Raw genomic sequence first — 16,787 nt, forward strand, 5'->3', positions numbered from 1 at the left:
CTCCGGCGCGCGGTGCTCGGCACCATGCACAGCGCCGACGAGAAAAGTCCCGGGTTCGTACCCGGGGCTTTTTCGTGTGTGCGCGCCTCTTCGCGGACTAGCCGACGAACTCGTCACCCACCGCGCGGGGAACCCGCGGCAGGATGCGCGCCGTGATTTCATCGCCCAGCGTCCCGATGGCGTCGCCCCACTCCCGCACGGTCTGCTCGCCGTGCGCGCCCGTTCCGAACAGGGTCGCCGTCTGGCCGACGGTGAGGAGCGCATCCGGGTCGGCGACCGTGAGCTCGTCGCGATCGACATCGACGATGGGGAAACGCACGCCATCGACCGTGACGCTCACGAGGCCTGCGGCGAGCCGGGGAATGCCGTCGCCGTAGCCTGCCTGCACGATGCCGACACGCCCCGCGCGCGCGTCGTCGGAGCGCACCCCCACGACCGGCGCGGTCAAGGTCATGACGGGCTCGAGCCCGATGTCGCGCGGGGTGACCCCGTCGAACGAGGGAATGCCCCAGCAGTGCCCGCCCATGCGCACCATGTCGAGGCGCACATCGGCACGACGGAGCCCCGCCGAGCTGGCGGCGAGGTGCCGTTCGATGCGAGTGAGCCCCGCCGCGCGCGCGAGCTCCACGCCGCGCTCGAAGCGGCGCAGGGCCTCGGTGTCGTCGTCTTCCGAGGCTTCGGCGATGTGCGTCCACACGCCGCGGGCCACGGCGAGGCCGTCGGCTTCGGCACGCGCCACGGCGTCGACCAGCGCGGGCCACTCCTCGGCCGTCGCGCCGTTACGGCGTAGACCCGTGTCGAGCTTGAGATGAAGGTGAGCGACCGCGTCGTGATCCCCCGCGGCACGACGCCGGCGGGTCGCGTCGAGCGCGCGCTCGAGTTCGCTCAGCCGCGAGATGCCGAGGTCGATGCGTGCGGCGATCGCCTCGTCGAACTGCTGCTCGGGCGCGTACAGCCAGGCGAGCACGCGCACCTCGGGCGGCACCCCGGCCGCGCGCAGCCGCAGGGCGGTCGCGAGGTCAAGAGCACCGAGGTCGGTGATGCCGTGCTGCTGCGCCACGCGGGCGACCGTGAGCGCTCCGTGCCCGTACGCGTCGGCCTTCACGACGACCATGAGGCGAGCGGGGCTGACGGTCGCGCGCAGGTGGTCGATATTGCGCCCGAGCGCGCCGGTCGAGATGTGCGCGCGAAGGCCCGGCATCACGAGGGCTCTCCGACGGCGCTGCGCCGCGGCCGCGCCGTGAGTCGGGTGGCGAGCTCGGCGCTGTGGGTACCGAGCCGTCGGGCGGCGTCAGCGATGTCGGGAGCGCCGGTGCGCGCATCCCCCCATACGACGACGCGGTCACCGACGGTGACCGACGCGTCGGCGCCGACGTCGAGCACGAAGGCGTCCATGGCGACGCGCCCGGCGATGGTGCGGGTCATGTTGCCCACCCGGGCGTCGAGAGTGTTGCCCGCGGCGCGGTCGAGACCGTCCGCGTAGCCGAGGCTCACGAGGGCGAGGGTCGTCGAGTCGGACGTGCGGTAGCGGTAGCCGTACGACACGCCCTCGTCGGCACCGACCGACTTGAGGCCGACCACGGGAGCCCAGAGGGTCATGACCGGCTCGGCCTCATTCAGCGGCAAGGATGGCGCGTCGCCGGCGTCGAGACCGAAAACGGCGGCGCCGAGAACGAGCGCGGGGTCGACGACGAGCAGCTCACTGCCGGCATCGCTCGCCGCCGACCGGAGCACCGACAGCTCGCCGCGGGTGATTCCCGGGGTGCCGCGGCCAGAATCGAGCACAACTGCGAGCGGGTTCGCGCCCTCGCTCAGCGCATTCTGTGCGCCCGCGAGGCTGCGATGGGCGATGAGCACCCCGGCATCGGCGAGCTCGGTCGCGGCGGCGTCCCCGAGGGGGTCAGCGCAGACGACGGTGAGCGACGCGTTCGCGGCGACGAGGGCGAGTACCTCCGTGACGCGCGGGACGAGCGCGTGCGTGCATCCGTGTGTGGCGGCAATCGGCGCGACGCGCTGAGCGCCGCAGCCGAATGCGTCGGCACCGAGGTCGATGATGCGCGGCGCATCCGACGGGAGCGCCGCGACGGCGCGCTCGACGTTGCGGGCCAGCGCCGAGACATCGATCGCAACCTCGCGAAACGCCGGCGCGGCCTCGCCGGTGGTCACGCGCGGTCGAGGCTCACGCGAGCGAGCCGCGCGAGGTGCTGGCGGGCACCCCGGGCGACCGCGTCGATGCGATCGTGGTCGGCGGTGCGGGTGTACTCGGCGCCCTGTCGCGCAAAGGCATCGCGCAACAGCACGTCCGCGAGCAGCGGGTTCATGGCGAGAGCCGGCCCGTGCATGTGGGTGCCGATCACGACGCCCGCGCGATACCCCTCCGTCGAGCCGTCGTTGCCCACCCCGCGCACGACGGTGCCGAGGGGCGCGGCGTCGGCGTCCAGGTGAACGCGCGCCGCGTGGTTTTCGACACCGATGAGGCGGCCCTCGGCACTGTCGACGGTGAACTCGTCGGTGACGATCTGGCGATCGCTCGGCTCGGTCGTCACGGGAAAGATCGCGGCACCGCGCAGCTCGGAGCCGTCGCGATGGCGCACCGAGCGCCCCAGCAGGTGGAAACCCGCGTTGACGGCAAACACCGCGGCGCCGCCCTCGATCGCGGCCGTGAGCGGCGCAGTCAGCCCGGGCAGCGACGCGGCGATCGCGCGCTGCGCCGATGCCGGACCGGTTCCGACCGTGATGATGTCGGCATTCGCGGGGATGCTCTCCCCCGGCTCGACGCGCGTCACCGTCACCGCCGCGCCGGCGAGCGTTGCGCGCCGGTCGAGAACGGCAATGTTGCCCATGTCGCCGTTCAGCATCAGGTGTCCCGGAAACAGCTCGACGAGGTGGATGGTCGGGTTATCGGTCACGCGGCACCCGCCTCGAGGTCGCGGTAGCCGAGATAACGGCGCACGAGAATCATCTGGTCGTAATCGAGAATCAGCGTGTGGCGACCCGACGCCGGCCTGGGCCCGTCCAGCAGAGACTGCACGGCCTTCTCCACGTCGGTCTCGGTGCGCTCATACGGGATGCCGGCGTACTCGAGGCGCAGCGCCAGGAAGACGGCTTTCGGCCCCGAGAGGCACTCGACGCGCTCGATGATCGACAGGTCAGCGGCGTACAGCCAGCTGGGGTCGCGGCTGTGCTCGTCAAACGCCATGAGAACCGAGTCGGGCGTCGCGGTAAAGCCATCGAGGTTCATCTGCAGACTGGCGAGGCTCTTCATCAAGACGATCTCGACCTCGCGGTCGCCGACCGTGATCAACTCGCCGCGCCCGTAGACCGTCTTCATGCTGCCGAGCGCCGCGACGGCCGTGTCGACCGAAAAGTCGTCGCCGAACGCTGCCTCGGACACGGCGATCGCCGCGGCCGCGTCGACGGCGTTGTGCAACCCCCGCGCCGAGAGCGTGAGGTCGTGGGAGTCGTCGTGCACGCGCAGAGTGACCTCCGCGCCCTCGGAACGCATCACCTCGACCGCGACCGGACGGTCGACAGCCACCGTGCCGGCAGCCTCGGCGTCGTAGTTGCGCGCGAGAACCTGACCGTGCTTGGCGGCACCCAAAACCGAGTCCGCCACGCCGAACCAGACGACGTCGCGGCCCTCATCGGCGATCAGCCGGTCGCCGAGCGCGCCGAGAAACGCGTCGTCACGGTTGAGCACGAGCGTGCCGTCGATCTGCCGGGCAATGCGGTCGAACATGCCGGCGACTCGGTCGGGCTCGAAGAGCCGGTAGATCTGGTCGATCTGCACGTTCAGCATCACCCCGGCGCGCGGCTTGAGCGCTCGGCAAATGACCTCGCCGTACGCCTCGTCAACCTCGACCACGCCGATGTCGAAGGGCAAGCGACCCGTCAGAGTCAGGCTGCCGAGGAGCGACGACGCGACGCCCTGGGGCATGTTCGCGCCCGTCGGGTTGGTGAAGACCCGATCGCCGTGCGCGGAGACGATGCCGGTGACCATGTTGGTCGTCGTCGACTTGCCGTTCGACCCGAGCACGACAATGACGCCGTGCTCGAGTTGAGCGGTTGCTCGAGCAATGAAGTCGGGCATGAGCTTCAGCACGACATACCCGGGGAAGGCCGAGCCGCCGCCGCGCAGACGCGCCGCCACCCGCAGGAACTTGCCCAGCAGGGTGACGAGAATGAGGGATGCGCGCATCCGGCTTACTCGAGGTAGTCGCGCAGGGCCTGCGACCGCGACGGGTGGCGCAGCTTCGCCATCGTCTTCGACTCGATCTGGCGGATACGCTCACGCGTGACGCCAAAGGTGTCGCCGATCTGGTCAAGCGTCTTCGGCATGCCGTCGCCGAGGCCGAACCGCATGCGGATGACGCCTGCCTCGCGCTCTGACAGCGAGTCGAGCAGGCTCTCGAGCTGCTTCTGCAGCATCGTGAAGCCGACCGCGTCTGCCGGAACAACCGCCTCGGTGTCTTCGATCAGGTCGCCGAACTCGCTGTCGCCGTCTTCGCCGAGCGGCGTGTGCAGCGAGATCGGCTCGCGGCCGTACTTCTGCACCTCGATGACCTTCTCGGGGGTCATGTCGAGTTCGCGGCTCAGCTCTTCCGGCGTCGGTTCGCGACCGAGGTCTTGCAACATCTGGCGCTGCACGCGGGCGAGCTTGTTGATGACCTCGACCATGTGCACCGGGATACGAATGGTGCGCGCCTGGTCGGCCATCGCGCGGGTGATCGCCTGGCGGATCCACCAGGTGGCGTAGGTCGAGAACTTGAAGCCCTTGGTGTAGTCGAACTTCTCGACCGCGCGGATCAGACCGAGGTTTCCCTCTTGAATGAGGTCAAGGAACTGCATGCCGCGGCCGGTGTAGCGCTTCGCGAGCGACACCACGAGGCGAAGGTTCGCGCCCAGCAGGTGCTTCTTCGCGCGCTGACCGTCGCGGGCGACCCAGTCGAGCTCTCGGCCGAGGGCCGTGCGCTTTTCTTTGTCGGTCATCTGCGACAGCTTCTCTTCGGCGAAAAGGCCCGCCTCGATGCGCATCGCGAGCTCGACCTCTTCGGCCGCGTTGAGCAGCGCGACCTTACCGATCTGCTTCAGGTAGTCCTTGACCGGGTCGGCCGTGGCGCCGGTGATCGTCGCGGAGTACACCGGCACTTCGTCGTCGTCGTCGGTGTTGCTGAGCACGATCGCGCCCGTCGGCAGCGCTTCGACCGGAGCGGAGTCGCTGTCGTCGTCATCATCGTTGTTCGGCGCACTCGCGAGCGCAGCCTCGGCGACCTCGATCGCCTCGTCTTCGGACGCGCTGTCGTCGCTCGCGGCCGCGCTTGCCTTCTTCGCACGGGTCGCCGTCGCCTTGGTCGCCGTGGCTTTCGCCGCCGTCGTCTTCGCGGCCGTCGTCTTCGCCGCGGGAGCCTTTTTTGCCGGCGCCGCCTTCTGTGCCGCGCTCGCGCTGTCTTTCTTCGCCGCGGCAGAGGTCTTCGCAGCCGCCTTGGCCGGAGCCGTCGTGGTCGCAGTCGTCGTCGCCGTCTTCGCGCGCGATGACGCCGGCTTCCTCTCCGCCTTTTCGGCGGTGTCGGTCGTCGTTCGTGTCGCCATGGGCCCCTACTTCCGCATCATCCGGGCAGTACAACGACCCATGTCAAGTCCCCGCGTTGATTGGCGATGCTCGGGGGCTTCGCACAGCGGGCGACCGACCGGGTCGCGAACCTCCATTATTGCACGGATGCTCGGCTCGGCCGACCAGGACCGTTTCGTCTACTCGTCGTCTGCGCGGCGGCGGTGCGCCAGAAACTTTTCGAGCTCGGCGGCGATGGAATCGGCGCTCGGCACCTCGCCGTCGTCGCCCGTGAGGGGCGAGCGGACGGCGTTCTCCTCCATATAAGAATCGTGCCGTTCTTCCAGCGTTCCGACGAGGCGCTGCAGCTCGCTGTTGCCCTCGACCTGGTCGTCGACCTTGGCGAGAAACTCGCGGCCTTCTTCGCGCAGGCGGTCGGTCGGCAAGAGCAGGCCTGTCGCGGCCGTGATGCTCTCGAGTGCAGCGACAGCGGCCGCGGGGTACTCGGTGTCGCCGAGGTAGTGAGGGATGAGGAGCACGAAGCCCGCCACGGGGTGCCCCGCCGACTGCAGCTTGTATTCGAGCAGGTGCATGGCGTTGCCGGGCACCTGCGTCTGCGGCCGCCAGATCGAGTGCGCGTCAATGAGCTCGTCGCGGTTCCCGCTCACCGTTGCGCCGATGGCTCGCGTGTGCGGCACCGGCATCGGGATGGCGTTGATCCACGTGGTCGTCGACACCTCGAATCGCTCGACCACCTCGACGACGGCGTCGGTGAAGCCCTCCCATCGGAAGTCGGGCTCGTATCCGGTCATGAGGAGGAAAGGGGCACCGAGTTCATCGCGAGCAAGACGGATCGCGAGCTCAGGACGGCGGTACTCGGTGAACCGCGTTTCGTCGAAAAAGAGAACGGGACGCCGGGCGCGGTAATCGAGCAGCGCATCCCCATCGAATTCCACCAGGACATCGGCGTCGAGCACATCGACGAGGTATTCCGTGACCTGCTGCACCGCGCCCCCAGCGTCGGTGAAGCCGGTGATGGCGGCAACCAGAGGGAGACCGCGTGGCACGCCCGACTCGGGTTCGCGCAGGCGGTACAGATCCGATGGGTGAGCCATGGCTCCATCGTACGAGCGGTGACCATGGTGCCCGGTGAGCGCGGCGCGCGCCGAGAGCGAACACCCTGCGCGGTTAACATGGCCGGATGCCTCTGCCTGAATTGACGTCGTCGTCCGCCGCCCTCTCCTCCCTCGAGGGCGATGCCCTCATCGTGCTCGTCGCCCGCACAAACGAGGGGCTTGAGCCGCTCGGTGTCGACGGGGACGTCGCCGACGCGGTGCGCACGGCACTCACGGCGGTTGCCGCCACCGGTGCCGCAGAAGATGTGGTGCGCGTGCCGAGCCCCGCAGGGCTAAGCGCGCGCAGCATCGTCGCGGTGGGTACCGGTTCATCCGATCCCGACGCCGAGACCGTGCGCCGCGCCGCCGGAGCCGCCGCTCGCTCGCTCACCACCGCCACCAGCGCGGTTCTCGCGCCGCCGTCCGCAGCGCTGCTCGAGGCGGCCGTGGAAGGTGCGCTGATGGGCGCGTACCGCTACCTCGCGGAGGGCCTCAGCGCCAAGGCTGATGCCGGCCTGCAGCGCCTCGTCGTCGCCACCGATGAGGCAGACGCGGGTGACGCGCTGACCCGGGCGCACGTCTCGGCGGATGCCGTCGCGACGGTCCGCGACCTCGTCACGACGCCCCCGCACGCCCTCTACCCCGCCACCTTCGCCGAGCGCGCCGTTGCCCTCGCCGAGGGACTCCCCCTCGAGGTCGAGATTCTCGACGAGGACGCCCTCGCCGCCGGCGGCTTTGGAGGCATCCTCGGTGTCGGTCAGGGCTCGTCACGCCCCCCTCGCCTCGTGATCGTTCGCTACAACGCCCACACGGAGCTGCCGCACCTCGCTCTCGTCGGCAAGGGAATCACCTTCGACTCGGGCGGGCTCTCGCTGAAGCCTGCAGCCGCCATGGTCGGCATGAAGTACGACATGACGGGAGCGGCGACCACGCTCGCCGCCACCGTCGCCGCCGCGAAGTTGGGCTTGCCCGTGCGCATCACCGCGTGGCTCTGCCTGGCCGAGAACATGCCGAGCGCCACCGCCACCCGACCGAACGACGTGCTGACGATTCGGGGCGGCCGCACCGTCGAGGTGTTGAACACCGACGCCGAAGGACGCCTGGTCATGGCTGATGGCCTGGTGGCCGCGAGCGAAGAGCAGCCCGACGCCATCGTCGACGTGGCGACGCTCACCGGCGCGGCGCGCGTCGCCCTCGGAGAGCGATACGCCGGTCTCATGGGTGACGACGAGTTGGTCGGTGCCGTCCAGCGCGCGGCGGAGGCCACCGGGGAGTTGGTCTGGCCGATGCCCCTGCCCGCCGAACTGCGCAGCTTGCTCGCGACGGACGTCGCCGACATCGCCAACGCCAAGCCGGGCAACACGGCTGCCGGGATGCTGCTCGCCGGCGTCTTCCTGCAGGAATTCGTGGGCCGCCGCTCGGACGAGCCGGATGCTCCGCGTATCCCGTGGGCGCACCTCGACATCGCGGGCCCCGCGAACAATTCCGGTGGCGCGTTTGGGTACACCCCGAAGGGCTCTTCAGGAGTCGCGACGCGCCTCCTGATCGCACTCGCAGCTGGGCTCGGCGCAGAGTAGTAGGCTGGTCGATCGGCGCGACCACCCGCGTACGATCCCCCCGGCCGGCCCGACATCCCGGCGCCGGCCTCCGCTCGACTGCCAGACCGATGAGGGAGCAACTGCCGGTGACCGAACACAACTTCGACCTCGTGATCCTCGGAGCCGGAAGCGGTGGCTATGCCGCGGCTCTTCGTGCCAGCCAGCTGGGAATGACCGTGGGGCTGATCGAAAAGAGCAAGGTCGGTGGCACCTGCCTGCACGTCGGCTGCATCCCGACGAAGGCGCTGCTCCACGCGGCCGAGGTCGCCGACGCCGCACGCGACTCGGCCAAGTTCGGAGTTCGCGCCACGCTCGACGGCATCGACGTGCCTGCCGTCATCCAGTACCGCGAGAGCGTGGTGTCGAGTAAGCACAAGGGCCTGCAGGGGCTCATCAAGGCCCGCGGCATCACCACGATCGAGGGCGAAGGTCGCTTGACCTCACCGACGACCGTGCAGGTCGGCGAGCACACCATCACCGGCAAGAACGTCATCTTGGCAACCGGTTCGTTCCCCCGCACGCTCCCCGGTCTCGAAATCGGTGGCCGCGTGATCACGAGCGAGCAGGCGCTGCAGCTCGACTACGTCCCGAACAAAGTCGCCATTCTCGGCGGCGGCGTGATCGGTGTGGAGTTCGCGAGCGTCTGGCGGTCGTTCGGGTCCGAGGTCACCATCATCGAGGGCCTCCCGCACCTCGTTCCCGCAGAGGACGAGTCGATCTCGAAGCAGTTCGAGCGCGCCTACCGCAAGCGCGGCATCGAGTTCAGCCTGGGTGTCAAGTTCCAGAGCGTGACCCAGAGCGAGCAGGGCGTCGTCGTGACCCTCGAAGACGGCAAGACGATCGAGGCTGACCTCCTGCTCGTCGCCGTGGGTCGTGGCCCCGCGACCGCGGGCCTCGGCTTCGAAGAGGTCGGCGTCGAGATGGATCGCGGCTTTGTCCTCACCGACGAGCGTCTGCGCACGAACATCCCGGGCGTCTGGGCCGTGGGCGACATCGTGCCGGGGCTGCAGCTCGCGCACCGCGGCTTCCAGCACGGCATCTTCGTCGCCGAAGAGATTGCGGGCCTGAACCCCGTCGTCATCAGCGACACGAACATCCCGAAGGTCACCTACTCCGAGCCCGAGGTCGCGTCCGTCGGCCTCAGCGAGAAGAAGGCCAAAGAGCAGTACGGCGACGACGCGGTGAAGACGTACGACTACAACCTCGCCGGCAACGGCAAGAGCCACATTCTCGAAACCGCCGGCTCGATCAAGGTCATCCGCGTGGTCGACGGCCCGGTCGTGGGTGTGCACATGATCGGCGCACGCGTCGGCGAACTGATCGGCGAAGCGCAGCTGGCCGTGAACTGGGATGCGCACCCCGAAGATGTCGCTCCGCTCCTGCACGCGCACCCCACGCAGCACGAGGCCCTGGGCGAGGCTTTCCTGGCTCTGGCCGGTAAGCCCCTGCACGCGATCTGACACCCGGCCAGGACTAGGCTGGATTAAACCCACAAGGTTCATGAAGGAGCACCACTGATGAGCGAATCCGTCAACCTCCCCGCGCTCGGCGAGAGCGTTACCGAGGGCACGGTCACCCGCTGGTTGAAGAATGTCGGCGACCGTGTCGAGGTTGACGAGCCGTTGCTTGAGGTCTCGACGGACAAGGTCGACACGGAAATCCCGTCACCCATCGCGGGTGTCATCGAGGAAATCCTTGTCGCCGAAGACGAGACCGTTGAGGTCGGCGCGCCGCTCGTGCGCATCGGTGACGGCTCCGGCGGCGGCGGCTCGGCCGATGTGCCGGGCGCCAACGCCGATGTGGAGGCAGGGCCCAGCGCCCCTGCCGAGGCGAGTGCTCCCGCCGAGCCGTCTGCTCCGGCTGAGCCGGGCGCCCCGGCAGAGGCGAGCGCGCCGGCAGAGACGTCAGCTCCTGCTCCGAGCACGCCGGCACCGAGCGCAGCCGCACCCAGCGCCCCTGCCGCAGCGGAGCCCGCTCCGAGCGCGGCACCGGCTCCGAGTGCACCGGCGGCGGCTCCGCCCGCTGCCGCACCCAGCGCGGCTCCGGCACCGAGCGCCGTGCCCGCGCCCAGTGCTGCACCGGCGCCCAGTGCTGCACCGGCACCCAGTGCTGCTCCGGCTCCTAGCGCGGCACCGGCTCCCAGCGCCGCGGCTGAGCCCGCCCAGGCGGGCAGCAACGCCGGGTACATCACGCCGATCGTGCGCAAGCTCGCTGCCGAGCACGGCGTCGACCTCGACTCTCTCACCGGCACCGGAGTGGGCGGACGGATCCGCAAGCAGGACGTGCTTGCCGCCGCCGAGCAGAAGAGCAGCTCGTCCGCTCCCGCCGCGTCGCAGCCGGCTGCGTCGCGCGCGCCGCGTGAGGTGTCGCCCCTGCGCGGCACGACCGTCGGCATGTCGCGCCTGCGGAAGGTGATCGCCGAACGCGCCGTCGCATCCATGCAGTCGACCGCTCAACTGACCTCGGTCGTTGAGGTGGACGTCACCCGCGTCGCCGCGTTCCGCGCAGCCGTCAAGGACGACTTCCAGAAGGCAACCGGGACGAAGCTGTCGTTCCTGCCCTTCTTCGCGAAGGCCGCAACGGAGGCCCTCAAGGCCTACCCGATCATCAACGCCACGGTGGATGGCGACTCGATCGTCTACCCCGACACGGAGAACCTCTCCATCGCGGTCGACACCGAGCGCGGTCTGTTGACCCCCGTCGTTCGTGACGCGGGAGACAAGACGATCGCGGAGCTCGCGGGCGACATCGCCGACCTTGCTGCCCGCACGCGCGACAACCAGCTGAAGCCCGACGAACTGGCGGGCGGGACCTTCACGCTGACCAACACCGGATCGCGCGGCGCGCTCTTCGACACCCCCGTGGTGTTCTTGCCGCAGGTGGCCATTCTTGGCACGGGTATCGTGACCAAGAAGCCGGCGGTCGTGACCGTCGACGGCCAGGACGCGATTGCGATCCGCTCGATGGTGTACCTGGCGCTGTCGTACGACCACCGAATCGTTGATGGTGCCGACGCCGCGCGGTTCCTCACGGCCGTCAAGGAGCGCCTCGAAGAAGCCGACTTCGACGGCGACCTCGGCATCTAGTTCCACGCGTCTCTGATCCGCCAGCCGGCCTCGCTCCTCACCACGAGGAGCGAGGCCGCTGTCATGTCCGGCGCCGCGATCGTGAGCAGCGCCACGTCACCAGCGCGCTCGACAACCGTGACGCTACTGGTGGGCGACTCGAGCATTGATGCCAGGGCTGTGACCATCGCGTCCACCTCGTCCGCGGCACGGCCCCCCAGGGCAGCCATCTGGTGAACGGCCTCATCACAGATAACGCGCACATCTCGGCGACAGTGCTGCCAGCGAGCGACCAGTTCGCGCGCGGTCGGCCCCCAATCCTCGGGGTTCGGCTCGACCAGCGCCTCGGGTTGCGCCGCCCCGGCCCCCTCATCGTCCGCCGCACCCCCTGCCGAGACGGAGCTGCCCTGCTCGTCACCGTCCGTCGGTGCCGTCTGCGGTGACGGGGAGGCCACCGGGGCAGCCGCGGACGAGTCAGCGCCCTCAGAGCCGCCCAGCGCCGCCGTCACCACGAGAGCACCAACAACAGCAAGACCCGCTGCCCCGACGACGAGTTGTCGCCGCGAGACGCCACGAGCGCGGCCCACCAGCGACGCCGCGCGCTCCGATGCCCGCTCGACGGTTATCGTCACACCGGTGACGAGCTCGGCAGGGAGAGCGAGCAGGCCCAGCACACGAGCAGACGCGGCAGCGGCAGCTCTGCCGGGCCGCTCGTTCACGCTGGGCCCGTCCGCCACCTGGCCTCGATCAGCGGGACGGGACGGCAGGGCAAGCGGCGGGACACTTGCCCGCTCTGCCGCCGTGGGTGCCGCCGAGCTGAGTGTCACAAGAAGTGGTTCGGCCTCCGCCCAGTGCTGAAGACGAGAGGGCTGCGCAAGCACCTGATCGGCGTCGGGCATGCTGTGCGCGGCGTCAGAGTGACCAGCGGCCTCCAGTGCGGCCCGGACATCGGTGCACAGGGCGGCAAAGCATTCCGCGTCCTCGCGGTGGGCCGGATCCTTCGAGCGCAGCTGCGCGGGGAGCGGCGATGCCGATCGTGCCTGAGAGATGGCGTGAATGACGGGCGCACCTCGCGCATCCGCACGGATTCCTGTCAGGGACACTCCCCCCAGCGTCACCCCCGCGTCGTGCGCCACCGAGATTGCGTCGGCGATCGGACACAGCATGGTGACGGCTCGACCCGGGGTGAGCCATCCGTCCGTCGCCAGGAGCTCCTCCAGGGTAGGGCCGGCAAGCACGGGAAACAGGATGCGGAGCGTGCCGTCGGAAGCGATCGCCACATCGAGCGGGGCGCGGACGTGCGCTGAACGCGCCTGCGCGGCCGCCGCCACTGCCAGATCCCACACCGGCCGCTCGATCAGCGGGACCGTCCACCGCTCGGCCGACACGCCATCCACCCGGACGAGGGCACGCTCGACCTCACCGAGGGCAGGCAACCGGCGAACCACGGAAACCGGAGGGTCGTCGAGGGCTGTCACGGCGTCATCATCTACTCGCCTGCACCCGAGCACCGGCGCCACCCGGGGTGATGGGGAGTGAACCGGCGACGCACACAGAGGGGAGGAGCGCACAGCGCGCGCCACTATCCTGGAAGGCATGGCCCGTCGTGACTCCAGCACCCCCAAACCTCCGAAAGAGCCCGGCCGCATGAAGCAGATGTGGCAGGTCTTCCAGATGACCCGCCGCATGGACAAGGCCGCGGCCTGGTGGATGCTGCTGTGGTTCCTGCTGCCCCTCACCGCGGGCATCCTGTTAGCGATCTTCATTACCGGCGGCAGCATCCTCGGCGCGGTCCTTTACGTCATTGCCGGCGTCATGGGCGCAATTCTCGGACCGCTCGTCGTCTTGGGGCGCCGCGCCGAAAAGGTGGCGTACCGCCAAATCGCCGGACAGCCGGGCGCCGTGGGGGCGGTACTGCGCAGCGCACTGCGACGAGCGTGGCAGTCCAGCGAGATGCCGGTTGCCGTGAGCCCGAAAACGCAGGACGCCGTGTACCGCGCTGTCGGCAAGCCCGGCGTCATTCTCATCGGCGAAGGGCCGTCGTCACGCACGAAGCGCATGCTCGAAGACGAGCGACGCAACGTCAATCGCATCGTGCCGAACGTGCCGGTTCACTTTGTGTACGTCGGCCCCGACAAAGATTCGACGAAGCTCGAGAACCTCGCCAAGGCGCTCAACAAGCACAAGAAGGTGCTCACGAAAGCCGAAGTGCTGGCGGTCAACAACCGTCTGACGTCCCTTAGCCGCTCCAGCACCCTGCCCATCCCGAAGGGAATCGACCCGATGAAGGTGCGCGCGCCGAAGCCGCGCTAAGGCACCCACTCGGATCGCAACTGCGCGAAGCACTCAAGGGAACTCCATTCGCCCTTGAACCAGTCCGCATCGTGGAGGCTTGCTTCGTGCCGGAAGCCCAGCCGTGACACGAGGCGTAAAACGGCGGCATTGCGCGCATCCCCCTGCATCGTGATGCGGTGGGCACCCGATGCGAAGAGCTGGTCGCGTACCGCTGCCAGCGCTTCCTGCGCGTAGCCGTTGCCCTGCACAGACGGCATGAGCGTCACCCCGAGCTCGAACGTCTGAGGCTGGACAGGATCAGCACCGACCGCGACGTCGCCGAGCAGGGTGCCGTCCGCGCGACGACGCACCGCGAGTTGGAGCCACTCACCAGCCGCCGGAAGCCCCGTGCGGGGTTGCTCCGCGACGAGCTGCTCCGCGTCCGCGCGGGAGTAGTCCGTTGTCGAGCTTTGGTAGTGAGCGACGGACGGATGCCGACGGTAATCGACGAAGGCATCGATATCGTCGACCCCGAGGGGCGAGAGGACAAACCGAGCAGTCTCGAGCTCCATCGACTCTCCCTAGAAGACTCGGCGCATGTACTCCGCGTTCTGCGAATAGCCCAGGCGGTCATAGAAGCCCCCTGCGCGGCGCGAAGCGACCGTGATCTGTCGAACGCCACGCCGAATGCACTCGGCTTCAACAGCGTGCACGAGGGCCGTGCCCAAGTCGTGGCCACGCGCCGCCGCGTCCACAGCGATTTCTTGCAGCTGGGCAGACGGGCCATTCGTCGAGAGCAAGCGCGCGATGGTCGTCAGCGCGTAGCCGGCGACGGCACCGTTCTCGTCTTCGGCAACCAGGAGGAAAATTGCGTCGTCCTCGCCCGCCGCCACAACATCCTGAAACGACTGGTCGAACGCGCCACGCACGGGCACGAAGGTCGCCCCCAGCTGCTGCACGAGGGAGAAGACGGCGTCAGCGTCGTCGGGCCGAGCGCGGCGTACAAGCGTCATGAGGAGCCGGGACTCAGCGGCCGAAATTGCCGCGGTAGTACTCGTACACCCAGCCAACGAGACCGATGAGAGCGATGACGGCGGCATAGCCGACGATCCAGAAGTCGATGGCAAGACCAAGGAACACGAGTGCCGCGCCACCGGCGAGGATGACGGGCCACCAGCTCCACGGGGGGAAGAAGCCCTGCTCGGCGTCGCCATCATCGATGTCGGCGTCGAGACGGTCTTCGGGCAGCTCGCCGCCCTGGTTCTTGTAGACCAGGCGCAGGTAGAAGGCGATGAAGGCCGACAGCAGACCGCAGAAACCAATAGCAACGGCGCCCACCCATTCGACCTCACCGGTGTCGATAATCGCCCAGGCGATGTAGATGATGTCGAGGAGGACGAAGAACCCGAGAAGGATCCAGAAGAGGTTGATGTTCGTCTTCACGGGATCACTTCACCTTGTTGTCGTCGATGTCGAGCGTCGGTGCGTCAGGAGCGTCCTTCAGCGGGCCGATGCCGACCGGGATGCCCGCCTCGGGGTGGTTCAGGTCGAACGCCGGCGACTCGGAACGAATACGCGGGATCGAGGTGAAGTTGTGGCGCGGCGGCGGGCACGAGGTCGCCCACTCAAGCGAGCGGCCGTAGCCCCACGGGTCGTTGACCGTGACCTTCGGCGCGCGGCGCGCGGTGATGTACACGTTCAGCAGGAACGGGATCATCGACGCGGCGAGCAGGAACGATCCCACCGTCGAGAGCTGGTTCATCCAGGTGAAGCCGTCCTCGACGAGGTAGGTGGCGTAGCGGCGGGGCATGCCCACGACGCCGAGCCAGTGCTGCACAAGGAACGTCGTGTGGAAGCCCACGAAGAGCACCCAGAAGTGGATGTGGCCGAGACGCTCGTTGAGCATCTTGCCCGTCCACTTCGGCCACCAGAAGTAGAAGCCCGCGAACATCGCGAACACGACGGTTCCGAAGACCACATAGTGGAAGTGCGCCACCACGAAGTACGAGTCGGAGACCGCGAAGTCAAGCGGCGGCGAGGCGAGGATCACGCCCGTCAGACCACCGAACACGAAGGTGATGAGGAAGCCGAGCGACCACACGAGCGGCGTCTCGAAGGTCACCGAGCCCCGCCACATCGTGCCGATCCAGTTAAAGATCTTCACGCCCGTCGGGACGGCGATCAACATCGTCATGAGTGCGAAGAACGGAAGGAGCACGGAGCCGGTCACGTACATGTGGTGGGCCCACACGGTGATCGACAGGGCCGCGATCGCGATCGTCGCGTAGACGAGGGTCTTGTACCCGAAGATCGGCTTCCGGCTAAAGACCGGGAAGATCTCGGAGACGATGCCGAAGAACGGCAGAGCGATGATGTAGACCTCGGGGTGGCCGAAGAACCAGAACAGGTGCTGCCACAGGATGGCACCGCCGTTTGCGGCGTCGAACACGTGCGAGCCGAACATGCGGTCGGAGCCGAGCGCAAAGAGCGCGGCCGCCAGGACCGGGAACGCCATCAGGACGAGGAGCGACGTCACCAGCGTGTTCCAGGTGAAGATCGGCATGCGCCACATGGTCATGCCGGGGGCGCGCATCGTGATGATCGTGGTGATGAAGTTCACCGCACCCAGAATTGTTCCGAATCCGGAGATTGCCAGACCGAACACCCAGAGGTTTCCGCCAAGACCTGGCGAGAATGTTTGGCTCGACAGGGGTGCGTACGCAAACCAACCGAACGAGGCGGCGCCTTGAGGGGTCAGGAAGCCGGCAACAGCGATCAGCGAACCGAACGAGTACAGCCAGTAGGCGAAGGCGTTGAGACGCGGGAACGCCACGTCGGGGGCGCCGATTTGCAGAGGCATGAGGACGTTCGCAAAGCCCGCGAAGAGCGGGGTGGCGAACATCAGCAGCATGATCGTGCCGTGCATCGTGAACAGCTGGTTGTACTGCTCCTTCGTCGCCACGATCTCGAGACCGGGAGCGAAGAGCTGGGCACGGATGACGAGCGCCATCACACCGCCGAGCAGGAAGTAGATGAACGACGTGATCAGGTACATGTACCCGATCGTCTTGTGGTCGGTGGAGGTGATCCAGCCGACGAAAACGTTGCCCTTGCGCTTCACCGTGGGGGAAACGGGCCCGGGCACGTTGCCCGAGACGTTAGGACGAGGTGCGGTCGTCGTCATGAG

The 16,787-nt window shown here is 68.4% G+C and carries 15 protein-coding genes; 4 read left to right on the forward strand and 11 right to left on the reverse strand.

Going from position 1 to position 16,787, the window contains the following annotated elements; genetic code table 11:
- Positions 1-97: 97 nt before the first annotated feature.
- The 6 genes from EV141_RS11335 to EV141_RS11360 form a co-directional block, all read right to left on the reverse strand.
- Positions 98-1,201, reverse strand: a complete 1,104-nt coding sequence (locus EV141_RS11335; RefSeq protein WP_130486079.1) for an alanine racemase — start codon at positions 1,199-1,201, stop codon at positions 98-100.
- A complete protein-coding gene (locus tag EV141_RS11340; RefSeq protein ID WP_130486080.1) occupies positions 1,201-2,166 on the reverse strand; it encodes an alanine racemase in 966 nt (321 codons plus the stop codon). The genes EV141_RS11335 and EV141_RS11340 overlap by 1 nt, the downstream gene beginning before the upstream one ends.
- Positions 2,163-2,909, reverse strand: a complete 747-nt coding sequence (locus EV141_RS11345) for a type 1 glutamine amidotransferase (RefSeq protein WP_130486081.1) — start codon at positions 2,907-2,909, stop codon at positions 2,163-2,165. The genes EV141_RS11340 and EV141_RS11345 overlap by 4 nt, the downstream gene beginning before the upstream one ends.
- Entirely contained in the window at positions 2,906-4,198 is a 1,293-nt protein-coding gene (locus tag EV141_RS11350) for a Mur ligase family protein (RefSeq protein ID WP_130486082.1), read from the reverse strand. Before EV141_RS11350 ends, EV141_RS11345 begins: the two co-directional genes overlap by 4 nt.
- 5 nt (positions 4,199-4,203) lie before the next feature.
- A complete protein-coding gene (locus EV141_RS11355; protein ID WP_130486083.1) occupies positions 4,204-5,589 on the reverse strand; it encodes an RNA polymerase sigma factor in 1,386 nt (461 codons plus the stop codon).
- A gap of 159 nt (positions 5,590-5,748) precedes the next feature.
- Positions 5,749-6,663, reverse strand: coding sequence for a proteasome assembly chaperone family protein (locus tag EV141_RS11360; RefSeq protein WP_130486084.1), 915 nt, complete (start codon positions 6,661-6,663; stop codon positions 5,749-5,751).
- 86 nt (positions 6,664-6,749) lie between these two features.
- Between EV141_RS11360 and EV141_RS11365 the strand changes: the two genes are divergently transcribed.
- The 3 genes from EV141_RS11365 (at position 6,750) to sucB (ending at position 11,347) form a co-directional block, all read left to right on the forward strand.
- Positions 6,750-8,240, forward strand: a complete 1,491-nt coding sequence (locus tag EV141_RS11365) for a leucyl aminopeptidase (protein WP_130486085.1) — start codon at positions 6,750-6,752, stop codon at positions 8,238-8,240.
- Between the two features lie 107 nt (positions 8,241-8,347).
- A complete protein-coding gene (gene lpdA, locus EV141_RS11370; RefSeq protein WP_130486086.1) occupies positions 8,348-9,721 on the forward strand; it encodes a dihydrolipoyl dehydrogenase in 1,374 nt (457 codons plus the stop codon).
- A gap of 57 nt (positions 9,722-9,778) precedes the next feature.
- Positions 9,779-11,347 (forward strand): 2-oxoglutarate dehydrogenase, E2 component, dihydrolipoamide succinyltransferase, encoded by a 1,569-nt coding sequence (sucB, locus tag EV141_RS11375; RefSeq protein WP_130486087.1) that lies wholly within the window; start codon positions 9,779-9,781, stop codon positions 11,345-11,347.
- Here the strand turns inward: sucB and EV141_RS11380 are convergent.
- Positions 11,344-12,804 carry a hypothetical protein gene (locus tag EV141_RS11380; protein WP_130486088.1) on the reverse strand — a complete coding sequence of 487 codons (1,461 nt, stop codon included), beginning with the start codon at positions 12,802-12,804 and terminating at the stop codon, positions 11,344-11,346. The two genes, sucB and EV141_RS11380, sit on opposite strands and share 4 nt — an antisense overlap.
- A 118-nt stretch (positions 12,805-12,922) precedes the next feature.
- Here EV141_RS11380 and EV141_RS11385 point away from each other — a divergent pair, with 118 nt between their 5' ends.
- Entirely contained in the window at positions 12,923-13,639 is a 717-nt protein-coding gene (locus EV141_RS11385; RefSeq protein WP_130486089.1) for a DUF4191 domain-containing protein, read from the forward strand.
- On the opposite strand, the gene EV141_RS11390 is transcribed toward EV141_RS11385, so the two are convergent.
- From EV141_RS11390 to ctaD, 4 genes are read right to left on the reverse strand one after another with little or no spacing between them, the layout of a single operon-like run.
- On the reverse strand, positions 13,636-14,172 hold the full coding sequence (locus EV141_RS11390) for a GNAT family N-acetyltransferase (protein WP_130486090.1): 537 nt from the start codon (positions 14,170-14,172) through the stop codon (positions 13,636-13,638). The genes EV141_RS11385 and EV141_RS11390 overlap by 4 nt on opposite strands.
- Before the next feature lie 9 nt (positions 14,173-14,181).
- Entirely contained in the window at positions 14,182-14,613 is a 432-nt protein-coding gene (locus tag EV141_RS11395) for a GNAT family N-acetyltransferase (RefSeq protein WP_130486091.1), read from the reverse strand.
- A gap of 13 nt (positions 14,614-14,626) precedes the next feature.
- Positions 14,627-15,043, reverse strand: coding sequence for a cytochrome c oxidase subunit 4 (locus EV141_RS11400; RefSeq protein ID WP_130486092.1), 417 nt, complete (start codon positions 15,041-15,043; stop codon positions 14,627-14,629).
- Between the two features lie 4 nt (positions 15,044-15,047).
- Positions 15,048-16,784, reverse strand: coding sequence for an aa3-type cytochrome oxidase subunit I (ctaD, locus tag EV141_RS11405; protein WP_130486093.1), 1,737 nt, complete (start codon positions 16,782-16,784; stop codon positions 15,048-15,050).
- Between the last annotated feature and the right edge of the window lie 3 nt (positions 16,785-16,787).

Source organism: Microcella putealis (assembly GCF_004216575.1).
Taxonomy (GTDB): domain Bacteria; phylum Actinomycetota; class Actinomycetes; order Actinomycetales; family Microbacteriaceae; genus Microcella; species Microcella putealis.

What these genes read in the sequence shown, in the direction of transcription:
- EV141_RS11335 (WP_130486079.1), bottom strand. Translation starts at nt 1,201, where the DNA reads ATGCCGGGCCTTCGCGCGCACATCTCGACCGGCGCGCTCGGGCGCAAT.
- EV141_RS11350 (WP_130486082.1), bottom strand. Translation starts at nt 4,198, where the DNA reads ATGCGCGCATCCCTCATTCTCGTCACCCTGCTGGGCAAGTTCCTGCGG.
- EV141_RS11355 (WP_130486083.1), bottom strand. Translation starts at nt 5,589, where the DNA reads ATGGCGACACGAACGACGACCGACACCGCCGAAAAGGCGGAGAGGAAG.
- EV141_RS11360 (WP_130486084.1), bottom strand. Translation starts at nt 6,663, where the DNA reads ATGGCTCACCCATCGGATCTGTACCGCCTGCGCGAACCCGAGTCGGGC.
- EV141_RS11365 (WP_130486085.1), top strand. Translation starts at nt 6,750, where the DNA reads ATGCCTCTGCCTGAATTGACGTCGTCGTCCGCCGCCCTCTCCTCCCTC.
- sucB (WP_130486087.1), top strand. Translation starts at nt 9,779, where the DNA reads ATGAGCGAATCCGTCAACCTCCCCGCGCTCGGCGAGAGCGTTACCGAG.
- EV141_RS11385 (WP_130486089.1), top strand. Translation starts at nt 12,923, where the DNA reads ATGGCCCGTCGTGACTCCAGCACCCCCAAACCTCCGAAAGAGCCCGGC.
- EV141_RS11390 (WP_130486090.1), bottom strand. Translation starts at nt 14,172, where the DNA reads ATGGAGCTCGAGACTGCTCGGTTTGTCCTCTCGCCCCTCGGGGTCGAC.
- EV141_RS11395 (WP_130486091.1), bottom strand. Translation starts at nt 14,613, where the DNA reads ATGACGCTTGTACGCCGCGCTCGGCCCGACGACGCTGACGCCGTCTTC.
- ctaD (WP_130486093.1), bottom strand. Translation starts at nt 16,784, where the DNA reads ATGACGACGACCGCACCTCGTCCTAACGTCTCGGGCAACGTGCCCGGG.